This is a genomic window from Aeromonas sp. 55A, assembly GCF_051919665.1.
GTDB classification, from domain to species: domain Bacteria; phylum Pseudomonadota; class Gammaproteobacteria; order Enterobacterales; family Aeromonadaceae; genus Aeromonas; species Aeromonas veronii.
Genome location: NZ_JBQBEH010000008.1, coordinates 2918376 through 2933070 on the forward strand (window position 1 = coordinate 2918376; position 14695 = coordinate 2933070).

Below are 14695 nucleotides of genomic sequence, written 5' to 3' on the forward strand. Positions count from 1 at the left end.
GCTAACGGCAGGCTGGATCTGCGGGACAAATCCTGCGATGGTGCGGGCAGTTATCCGCTTGTCCCGTTATCAAGTGAAAAGGAGTTGAGATGCGCATTGCCATGATTGGTCTGGGGGATATCGCCCAGAAAGCCTATCTGCCGCTGCTGGCGAGCGACGAGCGGGTCACCCCGCTGCTCTGCACCCGCAATCCAGCGGTGCTGGAAAAGCTGGCCCGCCAGTATCGGGTCGCCGAGTGCTTTACCGACGTGGCGGCCATGCTGGCCAGCCGCCCCGACGCCGTGATGATCCACGCCGCCACCGCCGTTCACCGCGAGCTGGCCGAGCAGTGCCTGCGCGCAGGGATCCCCACCTTTGTCGACAAGCCCCTGTGCGATAATCTGGCCGAGGCAGAAGCGCTGGCCAATCTCGCCATCGCGCAAAATTGCCCCCTCTTTACCGGCTTTAACCGCCGCTATCTGCCCGCCATGGCCGAGGTGCGGGCTCAGCCGCTCACCGAGCTGAACTGGCAGAAACACCGCTTCGCCCTGCCGGGCAAGGCACGGGATTTTATGTTCGACGACTTTATCCATGTGCTCGACAGCCTCTGCTTCTATGGCGGCGTGCCGGACGGCGACTTCCATGCGGTCTTGCGACCGGATACGAAGGACCACAGCCTGTTGGCCGGGGTAAGCGTCAGCTGGCAGAGCGGCGATCGCGCCATCAGCGGCAGCATGAACCGCAGTGCCGGGATCACCGAGGAGCGCATCGATGCCTACGGCGACAACCTCTCCCTGCACCTCGAGAACTGCACTCGCGGCATCATCACCCGCGACAAGCAGGCACAGATGCTTAGCCCCAACGACTGGCAGCCGGTGCTGGCCCAGCGCGGCTTTGCTGCCATGCTGGAGCACTGGTATCAGCAGATTGCAATCGGCAAGGCGGATAGCGAGCTGATCGCCTCCTACCTGCACGGTCATCGGCTGGCGGAGCAGCTGGTGGCGCTGGCTGACAAGCGGGGATAAGGCTGGCCGAGTCAGTGCGAGGTATATGAATGGACGGTACGCGAAGATAGCGCACCAAACACAACGGGGGGCCGCAGTTGCGGCCCCCCGTTGTTATGGGATGAGATGCATGGGATCAGATGCACTTCACCGGCTTGGGCAGGCCGCCAATCTTGGTCGCCTGCTTGGCGGGCCCTTCCGGGAACAGCTTGTAGAGATAGCGGCTATTGCCCTTCTCGGGGCCGTACTGTTTTTCCATCGCCTTGACCAGCGCGCGGATGGCGGGGGAGGTGTTGAACTCCAGATAGAAGGCGCGCACAAAGCGCACCACTTCCCAGTGCGGCTCCTCAAGCGTGATCCCCTCCTGCGCCGCCAGCACCAGCGCCAGCTCCTCGCTCCAGTCGTTGCTGTTGAGCAGGTAGCCCTTGGCATCGGTCTCGATGAGTTGGCCGTTGAATTCCAGCTGATGTTTTTCGGACGCAGACATGGGGGCTCCTCGCTAATGGGGCTATCAGGATTGGGCGGGCATGGTAGCGCCTTGATCCCCGGTGAGCAACCGGCTCTCGTTGGCCAGATGCAGCAGCTGATCCGCCAGCTCGCTGATCAGGTTGAGCTGCTGGGTCAGCATCAGCTGCTCCTCGCTGCTGTCCGGGCTGCTGTCCGTGCAAAGAATGGGACACTGACTACCGATGGAGCTGGAGGGGTTGCCCGCCAGATGACCGGCGGCCTGCTCCAGGGTGTGGCAGATGTGGTGGCGCACCTCATCCAGCCCGCTGATGGCCTCCAGTTTGTCGCGATGGGCCCCCAGCGCCGAGATGTAGGAGAGCAGGGCGTGGTTGCGCCAGGTGAGGGTAAAGCAGAGATCGAGGAAGCGGCGGCGCTTGTGCGGCTCCACCAGCATGCTCTGCCAGGCGGTGGCCAGTTCGCTGTCCGCCAGATGGGCGCTCTTGCGCGCCACCCGATAGTCGATGGACTCGTCCCGCTGCTGCTTGAGGCTCGCCAGCACCGCCGAGAGATAGCGGGCGTTGGCCGAGAGCGAGTTGGCGATAAGGGTCGGCAGTCGCTTGTACTGCCAGTCCGGCCAGAGCCAGGCCACCAGCCCGTAGGAGATCAGGCAGCCGAGCAGGGTATCGAGCAGGCGGGGCCCGAGAATGGCAAAGCCGATACCATCAAGCAGGTTGAACGCCATCAGCACGTAGAGGGTGATAAAGCAGACCGCGGCGCTGTAGTTGTTGCGCACCTGGGTGAAAAACAGGAAGGCGGCCAGCCCCATCACCACCAGCTGAACGTGCAGCTCAGGGAAGAGCCAGAGCACCGGAATACCCACCAGAATACCGGCGAAGGTGCCGAGCATCCGCTGCACCAGTCGGCGGCGGGTGGCGCTGTAGCTGGGCTGGCAGACAAACAGCACGGTCAGCAAAATCCAGTAGCCCTTTTCCAGATCAAAGGCTTGCAGTATGCCGTAGCCGATCACCAGCCCCAAGGAGAGGCGCAGCGCGTGGCGAAACACCATGGAGTGCAAGGTGAGGTGCTGCTTGAGCTGGGCCAACAGCGGCAGGCGGGGCGGGCGCGCCAATGCGGGCAGCTCTTGCTCCGGCTGCTCGGGGTTTTGCAACACTTCGGCGCTGCCGAGCAGCTGGTTGATGCTGGCCAGATTGCGGCGCAGGAACTTCATCGGCGTCAGCAGGGTTTTCGGGTAGTGCTGCTTGAGATTGGTGAACTCCAGCTGATCGCCAAGGGCCTCCAGCGTCCAGTGGATGCGCTTGTTATGGGCGTAGGGCTTGTGCACCAGAATGGCGTAACCGAGCCGCTGGCACGCCTCGGAGAGTTGCAGGAACACCTCCTGAAATCCTTCCAGTACGATGCCCTGCTTGAGCTCCGCTTCCAGCCGGCTGTAAGGGTAGTGGCTGGAGGTGGCACGCTCGTGAATTTCCAGCGCCAGCAGGTAGAGGCGCAGCAGGCTGGCAAGCTCGGGGCTTGCCGGATGGCGGCGGCTCAGGCGGGCGTTGAGGGCCGACTTGGTTAGGGTCAGTGCGCTCACCAGATTGATGTTGAGCTGGGCCAGATTGTGGCGAATGGCCTGGGCGCCGTGCTCGTCCGCAGGGAAGAAGCGGGACTTTTCCAGCAGGTAGCGGCCAAGGGCGAAGTAGCTCTGGGCCAGCTGCTCGTGCAGGGTTTTGTAGGGCAGCAGCCAGAGCCAGATAAACGAGACCAGCCCGTACCAGAGGGCGCCAGCGCCGAGGGCCAGCGGCTGGTAGAAGAGATCCGGCGCCTTGGCGGCCCCCAGCATGGTGTAGATGGCGATCAGCAGCGAGCCGAAGCTGATGGTGGCGTAGCGGGCACCGAGCGCCCCCACCATCACGAAGATAAAGGTGGAGCTGGCCAGCCCGATGGCAAACAACCAGGGGGTGGGGTAGAGATACTGCACACAGAGGGACGCGAACATGAAGCAGATCAGCGTCATTGCGAGGTTTTTGAGGCGTCCCCACAGGCTGTCGTCGGTTTCGGCGATGGCACCCGCCACTACCCCGAGGGAGAGCAGCACGGTGAGCTGGATATTGCCGGTGGCCAGGGTGAAGGCGAGCAGACCGAGAATGGCCAGCAGCACTTTGAGAGCGAAGTAGATGTGACTATCGGTCAGCAGTCGGCGCAGCAGGCCAGAGAGATCCATCGGCATGAGACAGGTGAAACCCTTGATCGAAACGAGAGCGAGATAGTAACCCGCCAAGCGCGAAGTGGCCCTGATCCAAATCAGGGCCACTTCGCTTCATATCCTTGATTTACAACTTATCCTGACAGAAAGAGGAGCCAATAAAAACCCCGCCGAAGCGGGGTTTTTGATTAGTTGCGGTTGCCGCCAAGCAGGCTCAGCAAGCTCAGGAAGATGTTGTAGATGGAGACATACAGAGTGACGGTGGCAGAGATGTAGTTGGTCTCGCCGCCGCGCACGATCTGCTGGGTAGTCAGCAGGATGGCGCCGGAGGAGAACAGCATGAACATGGCGGACAGAGCCAGGCTCAGGGCGCTCATCTGCAGGAAAATGTTGGCAATCATGGCTACCAGCAGTACCCAGAAACCGACGAACAGCATGCCGCCGATGAAAGAGAGGTCACGCTTGGTGGTCAGGGCATAGGCCGACAGACCGAAGAAGGTGAGCGCGGTGCCGCCAAGGGCGGTCATCACGATCTCGCCACCACCATTGTTCATGTACATGTTGATGATGGGGCCCAGGCTATAGCCCAGCAGACCGGTCAGGGCGAAGGTGAAGACCAGCCCCATGCCGTTGTTGCGATTCTTCTCAGTCAGGAACATCAGACCGTAGACACCGATCAGGAACACGGCCCAGTGCAGCGGCGGCATGTTCATCACGGTAGCGACCCCCGCCACCACGGCAGAGAAGCCCAGAGTGAGGGAGAGCAGCATATAGGTGTTACGCAGCACCTTGTTGGTATCGCGTACGGCACTTTGGGTGCCAGTGTAGATAGAACGGGTATCCATCTTGGGTGTCCTCTTGATGTCCGGGTGAGACGGCGAGCAGCCGCCTCGTGATCGCTGTTTGTTACTGCATGTTTACGCATTGTATGTAGAACAAATAGGGATGACGAGGAACAATTTCAAGCCACCTGCCATTTTGCTCCCGCACACTATCCCACAGGAAATATGTATTGCATATGAACAAGGGCTTAGCGTAGTATGCACGCCGTTCGGAGGGGTGGCAGAGCGGCTGAATGCACCGGTCTTGAAAACCGGCGATGGGCGACCATCCGTGGGTTCAAATCCCACCTCCTCCGCCATATTCAAAGAGAAAGCCCAAGTGATTCAATCGCTTGGGCTTTTTTGTATCTGCGGTTTTTATCGGTCCACCTGATGGCGTGCTGGCTATTGCCACTCCCGATAGCTGGCGAGGCGGTAGCCGCGCTCGGCGATAAGGGCGGGCAGGGACGGGTCGGTCAGGATGGCCAGTTCGTTGAGGCGGGGCTGGCAGTAGGAGCTGCCCTGCATTTCAAGATCGACAAAGGAAGGGTGGCACATGATCTCGAGCGAATGGGCTCTCAGTTCACTGGCCTCATCGAGCAGTTGCAGCAGGCTGGCTTGGGTCAGCTGCGCGCCGTAGAAGCGGTCGTCGAACCGATCGCAGCTCTGCGGATGGTTGACGGTCAGTCCGTGGCGGGCTATTTCGCCCCGGTCGATGCGAAGGGGCAGGCCATGCGCCTTGGCGAAAGCCTCCACCAGCGGGTAGATAGTCGGCAACATATGAACATGGTGGTGGCTGTCGATATGGGTCGGCCGTTGGCCGAAGATCTCGACAAAGCGCTGATACTGACTCGCCAGCTCGCCGGATATCTCGGCCAGATCCAGCTCTCCGGCTTCGCTCTTGTGCCAGATCCCCTTGTTGAGTTCACCCTGCTCGTTGACCAGCGAGGTGAGCGGCGTGAGCGGTTTGCCCCAGCTAAGCATAAAGTGCAGCCCGACTGGCAATTCGGGGAAGCGTTTGGCCAGCCAGGCGGCATGCTCGATGGCGGTGGTGGTGACAATCGCGGTGGTGGAGCTGACGACTCCGTGCTCGAACGCCTCTATGATGCCGTAGTTCTGGGCGCGGCAGAGGCCGAAGTCGTCGGCGTTGATGATCAATCTCTTGCTCATGAGGGTTCCCTTGCGGTTAAGCGCCCCGCCGGTTCGGGCGGGGCGTGCTGGCCTCAGGCGAGGGCGTCGATGGCGGCGGCGAAGTTGGGCAGGTGTTCGCGGTGGGCCAGCAACAGCTCGCGGGCGACGATGCGGGCATCGTTGTCGGAGTGGATCAGCGGGTTGAGGTTCATCGCCAGCAGCAGGTCATCGAAGTTGCCACTGATGGCGGCTTTGGCTGCGGCGATCTCGAAGCTCTTGATGAGGTGCACCAGCCCGTTCACCTTGTCGTCAAAGCGGGTGAGGCGCGGATGGGGAATGGCGCCGTCACGGCCGATCAGGCAGCTCATCTCCACCGTCCAGTCGGCCGGGATATTGGTGACATGGCCCTGATGGGGCACGATGACGTAGTGCTCGCTCTGCTTGTCGTTGTAGATGGCGCTGATCACTTCGCAGGCTGCATCGGAGTAGTAGGCGCCGCCACGCAGCTCCAGCTCCTTGGGCTTTTCGCACAGATCGGGGTTCTGGTAGAGCTCGAACAGTTTCTTCTCGACCTGCTGCACGACTTGAGCCCGGGCGCCGCCTTTATAGAACTCGCCCATCTCGATCCCCAGCATCTCTTTCTCCTTGAAGTAGTAACGCAGGTAGGAGCAGGGAAGCAGGCGCAAGCCGCGGATAAAACCGGGGTCGAACGGCAGGTCGAAGATGTTCTTGACCGAGCTGGCGCGGGTCAGGCTGCCATCGGCGACCCCTTCCAGCAGCTCGTCAAAGCGGGATTCGCCGTTGACCAGCACATCGCCGATAAAGACCAGATGATTGAGGCCGAACAAATCCATGGAGAGGTGATCCTGCTCGGTCAGTTTGAGGGCATCGCGCACAAACATCTGCATACCGACCGGAATGTTGCACACCCCGATAAAGCGGCGGAAGTTGGTATGACGGCGCACCGCTTCGGTCACCATGCCGGCCGGATTGGTGAAGTTAATCAGCCAGGCATCCGGGCAAAGCGCTTCGACGTCGCGGATGATGTCGAAGATGACCGGTATGGTGCGCAGTCCCTTGAACAGGCCGCCTGCGCCGTTGGTCTCCTGCCCCAGCATGCCGTGGCTCAAGGGGATGCGCTCATCCTTCTCCCGCGCCTGCAACTGGCCGACTCGAAGCTGGGTGGTGACGAAGTGGGCGCCCACCAGTGCCTCGCGGCGATCCAGGGTTTTGTGCAGGGTCATGGGGATGCCCGCCTGACGGATCATCCGTTGGCAGAGGTCGAAGATGATGTTCAGTTTCTCTTCGCCAGCGGGAATATCCACCAGCCACAGCTCGCTGATGGGCAGCTCGGCATAGCGCTTGATGAAACCATCGACCAGCTCGGGGGTGTAGCTGCTGCCGCCGCCAATGGTGACTACCTTGATCTTCTCGCTCATAAATCCCTCTTCATCGATCTTTCTAGGTTTGATGGTGGCCGCTCTGTCTTCATGGTGAGAGGGGCCGCAGCCGCCTGTGGCAGGGGCTGGTGACAATGGATTGGTTCTCTTGAACCGGGTTGTTTAGGTCAGCAACTCGCTGGTCTCAGGCTGAACTTTCGAATTTCGGATAGAGATATTTGCGGTAACTGCCCGGGGTAAACGAGGTGAGCTTCTTGAAGTTTTTGATAAAGAGGCTGACGTCGTTGTAGCCGGTCTCGAAGGCGATATCGGCCACCGAGTTGTTGGTCACCTCCAGCTGCATCTTGGCGTAGTTGATCCGGATCTCGTTGATGATTTGCATCGGCGTCTTGTTGTAGTAACGCCGGGTGGCCCTGGTCAGATACTCCTGGCTCTTGCCACAGAGGGAGACCATGTTGGCCAGCGCATCCTCGGCAAAGAGGGGGCGATCGTGCATCCGCTCCACGGTTTCGTGGAGCCAGAGCGGAAGATCATCGCTGGCGGAGGTGTCCTTGTAGTGACGCAGCCGGTTCATCACCGCGTAGGTCACCACTTCGAGAAATTCGGTCAGCGCCTCTTCCCTAAACCCCGGCGAGACCAGCACCGACTCGATGTAGCTGAGGAACTCGCTCTTGAGCGCATAGGCCTGTGAGGCGACGAAGTGTTCCGGCAGCAGGTATTTGAAGTGCTCGTCAAAATAGGTACGGGTGATCCCGACGTTGAAGATGCGGGTGGTGCCGAACTCGTAGTAGCTTTGATGGTGGGAGCCGAGCGGGATAAAGACCACATCCCCCCGCTCCAGCAGCACCCGCTTGCCGTTGACCTCCTGATAGTAACGACCGGTCAGTACCAGGGTGAACTCGTAGTAGTCGTGCTGGTGCAAACCGGTTCCGCTCACCTGTTTGTTGTAGATGAACATGTGGAACGGTTTGTTGTTAAACAGTTCGGTTTCCCGGATTGTTTTAACGCTCATGAGTCGCTTCCTGATCTGCGGGCCGATGACGGGGCCTCTCGCCCCGTCCGGAGGTTATTGGTTCTGCAGCTTTTCGTGCAGCTCGATCAGCTCGCTGATCAGCTCACGGGCCAGCATGGAGGTCATCAGGTGATCCTGGGCATGTACCAGCACCAGGGTGACCGGGATCTTGCCTTCCCCCTGATCGTCCTCGATCAGCTGGGTCTGCACCAGATGGGCGGCATTGAGCGCCTCGCGGGATTGGGCCATCAGTTGGTGAGCGGCGGCCAGATCCCCCTCCTTGGCCTTTTTCAGCGCGGTGTAGGCGAGGCTGCGGGCCTGCCCAGAGTTGATGATAAGCCCCATTACCACCTCTTCCAGATCGTTGCTGGTGGTGGCTTCTTCAGTGATGTTGTCCAGATCGAACATGTGTCGTTCCTTACGTAAATGCGTTAATTAAAACCATGGTTGCGCGCTACCTCGGCAAACCAGTAGCCGCTTTTCTTGATGGTGCGCTGCTGGCTCTTGAGATCGAGGCGGACGAAGCCGTAACGGTTCTTGTAGGCGTTGAGCCAGGACCAGTTGTCGATAAAGGTCCACAGGTGATAGCCGCGACAGGCGCTGCCCTCTTCCAGTGCGCGATGCAGCCACTGGAGGTGCTCGCGAATGAACTGGATGCGGTAGTCATCCTCCACCCGTCCCTCGGGACCGATAAAGCGCTCTTCCCCTTCGACCCCCATGCCGTTTTCCGAGATGTAGCAGGGCAGGTTGCCGTAGTTGACTCGCAGGTCGGTGAGGATGTCGTAGATCCCTTTTTCGTAAATCTCCCAGCCGCGGTGGGGGTTCATCTTGCGGCCCGGCATCTCGTAGTAGTCGAACAGATCTTCCGGCGTACGCGGTACACCCGGCAAAGCCACCTCTTTGGCCTTGACCCGGCGCGGCTGGTAGTAGTTGATGCCGAGGATATCCACCTTGCCGGCGGCGAGCAGCGCCTTGTCACCCTCTTCGATCTGCGGCAGCAAGTCGTACTGCTCTAGCAGCGCGACCAGCTCGGGGTCGTAGCTCCCCTTCAGGGCAGGATCGAGGAAGCTTTTGTTGAGCAGCAGATCCGCGATGCGGGAGGCGGCGAGATCTGCCGGATCCTGCGAGCGGGGATAGGTTGGGCTCAGGTTGAGGATGATGCCGATCTCGCCATCATGCTGGCAGGCGCGATAGGCCTGCACGGCACCGGCATGGGCCAGCGCGGTGTGGTAGGCGACGGTAGCCGCCCGACTAAAATCGACCACGCAGGGGTAGTGGTAGTGGCCAAGGTAGCCGCACTCGACCGGCACAATCGGCTCGTTGAAGGTGAACCAGTGCTTGATGCGACCGCCAAACAGGTCGAAGCAGCGGGTGGCGTAGCGCACATAGGCGGCCATCACTTCCCGGCTCTCCCAGCCGCCACGCTCCTGCATGCACATCGGCATGTCGAAGTGGTAGAGGTTGATAAGCGGGGTGATCCCCTCGGCCAGCAGCCGGTCAAAGACGGCGTTGTAGAAGCTGACCGCCTCCTGGTTGATTTCGCCCACCCCGTCCGGGATCAGCCGTGACCAGGAGATGGAGGTGCGAAAACTGTTGTGCCCCAGCTGCTTGAGCAGCTTGATGTCGCTCTCGAAGTTGTCATAGAAGGTGGAAGTGTCGGTCGGGCCGACCCCGTTGTGGAAACGCTGCGGTTCGATGGAGAACCAGTAGTCAAAGATATTGGTGGATTTGCCGCCGCGGTTGGCGGCGCCTTCCATCTGCGGGGCCGAGCTGGCGCTGCCCCACCAGAAGTTATCCGGAAAACGATACTGCATGGGTTACTTCTCCAGGCTGTTAGGGGAGGAGTTTTGCTCCTCCCTTGCTGTCATTGGAATGGCTGTTATCAGAACTTCAGAGCCAGAGCGATATCCTCTTCGCTCTCCTCTTCTTCATCGATGACGTTCTGCGCTTTGTTGGCAATCAGCACGAAGGGGATATACATCATGGTCGCGACACCCAGGTTGAATATCGCCAGGCAGAAGGCGGCCACGCTGCCGTTGGTGTTGAAGAAGGCACCCAGGCCGGTCGGCATGGTCCATGGCGCTATGTTGGTGATGGGCGGGATGATCCCGGCGTAGTAGGCCGCCATGGTGATCCCCATCAGTACCGGGTGCACCAGGATGAAGGGCACCAGCAGGATGGGGTTCATGATGACCGGCAAGCCGAACAGGATGGGCTCGTTGATCTGGAACAGACCGGAGGGCAGACCCAGCTTGGCCACCTGACGGTAGTCATCGCGGCGTGAGACCATAAAGATGGCCAGGATGAGGCCCAGTGTGGCACCGGTACCGCCGAGGAAGACGAAGGAGTCGGTGATCGGCTTGGCCCAGAAGTGGAACTGCTTGCCTGCCTCCAGCGCCGCTTCGACCGAACCGTACTGGTTGTAGAGGGCGACGTTTTCCAGGGCAAAGGGGAACAGAATGCCGGATTCCAGCGCGGTGAGCGCCAGCATGCCGTGTACCCCGAAGAACCAGAGGAAGGAGGAGAACACCACATAGACCCAGCCGACCAGACCGCTCATATTGGACAGCGGCTTGGCGATGCTGTCCATGATCAGCTGGTGGAAGTTGGTGCCCGCATCGCTCAGCAGATAGGAGATGACCCCCATGATGGAGAGGATGATAAAGCCCGGAATGAGCGCGGAGAACGAGCGGGAGACCGAGGCCGGCACGCTGTCAGGCAGGGTGATCACCCAGTTGCGACGGACGATAAAGGCGAACATCTCGGCCACGACGATACCGATCAGCATGCCGGAGATGATGTTGGCTCCGCCCAGCCAGTTGGCGCCCACCGCATAGGCGTCGCCCACGCTGAACGGCGTGACGGTCATAAAGGCCGCTACCGAGAGCAGGCCCGATGCCAGGGGATCGCTCTTGCGCTCTTCGGCCAGCGCCAGACCGATAAAGAAGGGGGCCATCAGGGACATGATCCCCAGAGTGCCGTTATAGACGTTGCCACCGATGCTTTTGAGGCCGTCTAGGGTGGCGATGGTGGCAGGATCGAGCCGCACACCGATGGAGTAGAAGAAGGAGCCTTCGCCAAAGCTCAGGAACACGTTGTTGATCAGTACGAACATGGCCCCGACCAGTGTCAGGGGCATCAGCTTGATAAAGCCGTTCTTGATGGCGTTGACATGAGGCTGTTTGCCCAGCTTGACGGCAATGGGCAGTATGACCTTCTCCAACGATGCGATGATGTTGCTCACAGGGATCTCCTTACCTATGCGAGGCTCTTCTTGATGGAGGCTACTGCCGCCTTCAGTACGCCGAGGCCATCGACCTTGCCGTAGAGCAGGGTGTCGATCACCTCGACCGGCTTGCCCGGCAGTTGCTGCTGGATCTCCGGCAGCATGTAGGCGATTTGCGGGCCCAGCAGCACCAGGTCGGCATCCTGTCCCTTCTCGCCTGCCAGGGTCTCCGGATAGGCATCGATCAGCACCGGCACATCATATTTTTCTGCCTGCGCCTTCATCTTTGAAACCAGCAGTGAAGTGGACATCCCGGCAGAGCAAAACAGGTAGATACGCTTCTTTTCCATAACCCTTTCCTCAACGCTTGAAAACCAAATGAACAGATCGGTCGAGATGGTTGCCTGTTGTGTTATCTAGACACATCAATCATCTCAAATTGACTTCATTGTATCGGCCTCTGGGTTCCATCTGGTATTTCGATGTTTTTATCAATGGTCTCTGGTTGACCTATTGTTTTGCCGTTGCTCACATTTCTGATGGGTTGGCACAAAGGAAATGAGATTGAATGGGGCGTGAAGAGGATGGTTTTCTTTTTTAATCGTTATTTTTCAGTTAGTTATTTTTATGCTCTGGTGGGCGGCTGTAATGTGGCTGGAAAAGATCAATAACGGGTGACAGCTCACATTTATCAAATGATGCAATCTTATTGATATTTAATTTGGCTATGGCGAGTTGCCACTTTTTGAGCAAGGTGTGTGCTCATTGACCATTTGCGGCAAGTGGATTGACGAGTGAGGCTGGTTGTTGCTGCGCAGAGCGGGTTGAAAGAGAGGGGGATCAGACACTCTTACAGGGGATGTGGCGGTACGTCAGAGTTAAATGAGTAAGGGCTGAGGGGGTCAGTGCAGTGAGAGGAGAAGGCACAAAGGGATAAACAAGCTGACCCCGGAGTGGCTCCGGGGTCAGCGGGATAGGGGGTTAGATCCGCCCCTGATAGCGCAGGGGGAAGCGGCCCTGACTGTCGGGCTGGCCGAGGAAGGGGAGCCCTTGTTGCATCTGCGGTGGCAGTTCTGGGCCCGGTTTCAGGGTGCCCTGGAACAGGTATTGGCCATTGGGTTGCAGCTCGAGGCGACCCATGGTCTGCACCGCATCGGAGCCCTGCTTGAGTTCAGCCACCAGTTTGGAGCCGAGGCAGGTGAGCTTCAGCTCGGGGTCGGCCAGATCCAGCTTGCCCGCCGGGGTATCGGCACTGGCGTTGTACCAGTCGAGGTTGCCGTAGAGGTTGTCACACCAGGGATTGCCCTGGGCAAATTGCTCCACTTTGAGCTGCAGCTGGCCGCTGACGGTGAGCGGGATCGGCAGGCGCATCGGCACCCGGCTCAGCAACCAGGGGGCGGGGGCGTTGAGAGTCAGATCCCGACCGAAGGCGGCGCCATTCCAGCCGACAACGCCCTGACCGTTGAGGCCGTTGCGATCGCCAAAGCGTATGGCTACTTCGGGGGCGAAGCGCAGCAGCGACCAGCCGTTGAGATCCCAGCGCAGTTGGTTCACCGATTCGCTGGCATATTGCAGTCGGGCAATCTGGCCACTCCAGAGGGTGCCGCTCACCCCTTCCAGTTTCAGCAGGTTGGCAACGTTGGCAGGCAGCGGCAGATGGCGAGCCACCAGTGCCGCGGGCAGGGTGGCCAGCAGGAAGAGCAGATAGGCGGCCAGAAACAGGCTGGCAATCAGGATGCGTTTTTTCATTGTGGACGACTCAATTGCAAACGTCTGACCTTGACCAGACCCGGGGCCAGATCCTCGCGGGCGATCTCGATGATTTGAACCTGAATGCCGTGCTGCTCCACCAGCGTGGAGAGCCAGAGCAGCAAGTCATCGAACTGGACTGTGTCAATCCACACTTGCAGCTCCTGCGCCTGGGGTTGCAGCCGGGCAATCTTGATCTTGTGGTTGAAGGCGGTGCGGTTGACCACCCCTTCCAGGGTGCCGCTGGTGTCGATATGGCGACCCGATCCCCCCTGCATGGCCAGCACCTCTTCACCTTTCTCCTTGAGCCAGGCGAGGGTCTGCTGCTGGTTCTGCACCTGCCGCTCCCGCTCCGCGATGCGGTTGGCGATGGGCTGCCAGACGCTCCAGTAGAAGAGACCAACCAGCAGCAGAACGCCGCCTGCGACCACCAGCCGCTGTTCCCGTGCTGTGATGCCGTGCCACCAGCTCTGCAGTTTTTCCATCATGATGATTTACCCTTGAGCACCAGTGCGCCCTCTACCTTGCCCTCGGTGCTGCGCACCTCGCCTTGCTGTACCTCGAATTGCTTGCCAGCCAGCTCGCGGAACCGCTCGATCTCGGCAAAGCCGGGAGCGGTCACCTGCAGCCTCAGCTCGCGGCGACTGGCATCAAAGCGCATCACCTGCGGCTTGAGGCCGGGGACTTCGGCAAAGGTGGGGGCCAGCTCGGTGAGCATCAGCAGTACGCCGTTTTGCGGGGCTTGTCCCATCTGTTGCAGATGCTGGGTCATCTGGCTGCGCACGTTCACGATGCGGCTCTCACCCGGGAAGATGCGGGTATAGACGGCGCGGATCTCCGCTTTCAGCGCCTTGTCCTGCTCGGTGAGCTGATAGAGCTGCACCCCGCGCTGGCCGAGGGCCACCAGCAGCAACAGGCCGGCGGTGATGGCCACCTTGCGCCACTGCAACCAGTAGCGGGCATATTCGGTCTGGGGCCGGTAGGGGCCGGTCAGCAGGTTGGCCCGGCAGGTGAGGGCCCCCTTGGCCAGCAGCAGCATGGGCAGCTCGGGCTCCGCCGCCCGCCAGTTGGCGGCTGCAATGGCGGGCACCGGGGTGTGGCTGTGGATGGTGACCGGCTCGGCTTCGGTTGCCAGCAAGATGGCCAGCAGTAGCTCGTCGGCGACGATCCCCTGACAGGGGCCTTGGCGTACCAGCCACTCATTGCCGAGTTGCAGCGCAGACCAGCCATCAGCGGCCTGTGGCAGCGCCAGCACATCGGGCAGCAGTTGCAGGCTCTTGAGGCCTGCGGCATCGAGCCAGCCGAGCCACTCGGCCATCTTCTGCCGATCCACCGCCATCAGATCGACCTGCTGCCCTTCGTGGGCCAGCACCACCAGATGGAGCTCGTCCACGTCGGAGGCGATCTGCTCCTCCAACAGGTAGGGGAGAGCCGCCGCTGACTGGCGGTTGTAGCGACCCGGCAGGGTGACGCGCCGGAAGATCAGATCGCTGCCCGGCACCAGGGTGACCACGGGGCGGCCACCGGCCCGCTCCTGCAGCTCGCCCAGGGCATCGGCCGAGGGCAGGGTGCCGGAGGCGATGATCTCTTGCTCCTGACTCGACCAGACCAGCCAGGCCACGGGTTGTTGTTTATTGGTCCCCAGTCGGATGACCAGACTTTCGCTCACGCATCTCTCTCCTGCGATACCGGTTTGCAAAGGGCGTTGTGCGCCCTGGCA

General features: G+C 60.4%; 14 protein-coding genes and 1 tRNA gene. 2 read left to right on the forward strand and 13 right to left on the reverse strand.

The annotated features are described in order from the left end of the window. The first annotated feature begins 89 nt into the window (after positions 1-89). Positions 90-1004, forward strand: coding sequence for a Gfo/Idh/MocA family protein (locus ACTG2G_RS17600; protein ID WP_439985698.1), 915 nt, complete (start codon positions 90-92; stop codon positions 1002-1004). A 115-nt stretch (positions 1005-1119) separates the two neighbouring features. On the opposite strand, the gene ACTG2G_RS17605 is transcribed toward ACTG2G_RS17600, so the two are convergent. From ACTG2G_RS17605 to ACTG2G_RS17615, 3 genes are all read right to left on the reverse strand, one after another. Then, on the reverse strand, positions 1120-1470 hold the full coding sequence (locus ACTG2G_RS17605; RefSeq protein WP_019446869.1) for a TusE/DsrC/DsvC family sulfur relay protein: 351 nt from the start codon (positions 1468-1470) through the stop codon (positions 1120-1122). A gap of 24 nt (positions 1471-1494) precedes the next feature. Further along, complete coding sequence (yccS, locus tag ACTG2G_RS17610; RefSeq protein WP_439985699.1) at positions 1495-3660, reverse strand: YccS family putative transporter; 2166 nt, start codon at positions 3658-3660, stop codon at positions 1495-1497. Between the two features lie 164 nt (positions 3661-3824). Continuing rightward, positions 3825-4481 carry a Bax inhibitor-1/YccA family protein gene (locus ACTG2G_RS17615; RefSeq protein WP_005338308.1) on the reverse strand — a complete coding sequence of 219 codons (657 nt, stop codon included), beginning with the start codon at positions 4479-4481 and terminating at the stop codon, positions 3825-3827. A gap of 208 nt (positions 4482-4689) precedes the next feature. Here ACTG2G_RS17615 and ACTG2G_RS17620 point away from each other — a divergent pair. Continuing rightward, positions 4690-4777, forward strand: a tRNA-Ser gene (locus ACTG2G_RS17620). A gap of 85 nt (positions 4778-4862) precedes the next feature. Here the strand turns inward: ACTG2G_RS17620 and chbG are convergent. The 10 genes from chbG to exeL form a co-directional block, all read right to left on the reverse strand. After that, positions 4863-5627 carry a chitin disaccharide deacetylase gene (gene chbG / locus ACTG2G_RS17625; RefSeq protein WP_421386051.1) on the reverse strand — a complete coding sequence of 255 codons (765 nt, stop codon included), beginning with the start codon at positions 5625-5627 and terminating at the stop codon, positions 4863-4865. Between the two features lie 53 nt (positions 5628-5680). After that, complete coding sequence (locus ACTG2G_RS17630; RefSeq protein WP_421386052.1) at positions 5681-7027, reverse strand: 6-phospho-beta-glucosidase; 1347 nt, start codon at positions 7025-7027, stop codon at positions 5681-5683. Positions 7028-7172: 145 nt separating this feature from the next. Continuing rightward, positions 7173-8000: a transcriptional regulator ChbR gene (gene chbR / locus ACTG2G_RS17635; RefSeq protein WP_421205446.1), complete on the reverse strand. Its 828-nt coding sequence runs from the start codon at positions 7998-8000 to the stop codon at positions 7173-7175. 54 nt (positions 8001-8054) lie between these two features. Continuing rightward, on the reverse strand, positions 8055-8408 hold the full coding sequence (chbA, locus tag ACTG2G_RS17640; RefSeq protein WP_005350025.1) for a PTS N,N'-diacetylchitobiose transporter subunit IIA: 354 nt from the start codon (positions 8406-8408) through the stop codon (positions 8055-8057). Positions 8409-8431: 23 nt separating this feature from the next. Further along, a complete protein-coding gene (locus ACTG2G_RS17645; protein ID WP_421386053.1) occupies positions 8432-9814 on the reverse strand; it encodes a glycoside hydrolase family 1 protein in 1383 nt (460 codons plus the stop codon). 68 nt (positions 9815-9882) lie between these two features. Then, a complete protein-coding gene (chbC, locus tag ACTG2G_RS17650) occupies positions 9883-11244 on the reverse strand; it encodes a PTS N,N'-diacetylchitobiose transporter subunit IIC (RefSeq protein ID WP_421205442.1) in 1362 nt (453 codons plus the stop codon). A 14-nt stretch (positions 11245-11258) separates the two neighbouring features. After that, positions 11259-11576: a PTS sugar transporter subunit IIB gene (locus ACTG2G_RS17655; protein WP_033135185.1), complete on the reverse strand. Its 318-nt coding sequence runs from the start codon at positions 11574-11576 to the stop codon at positions 11259-11261. A 631-nt stretch (positions 11577-12207) separates the two neighbouring features. Continuing rightward, positions 12208-12975, reverse strand: coding sequence for a GspN family type II secretion system protein ExeN (exeN, locus tag ACTG2G_RS17660; RefSeq protein WP_421386054.1), 768 nt, complete (start codon positions 12973-12975; stop codon positions 12208-12210). Beyond that, complete coding sequence (gene exeM, locus ACTG2G_RS17665; protein ID WP_151286681.1) at positions 12972-13463, reverse strand: GspM family type II secretion system protein ExeM; 492 nt, start codon at positions 13461-13463, stop codon at positions 12972-12974. Before exeM ends, exeN begins: the two co-directional genes overlap by 4 nt. Next, a complete protein-coding gene (gene exeL, locus ACTG2G_RS17670; protein WP_439985700.1) occupies positions 13460-14644 on the reverse strand; it encodes a GspL family type II secretion system protein ExeL in 1185 nt (394 codons plus the stop codon). The genes exeM and exeL overlap by 4 nt, the downstream gene beginning before the upstream one ends. Positions 14645-14695: the final 51 nt, after the last annotated feature.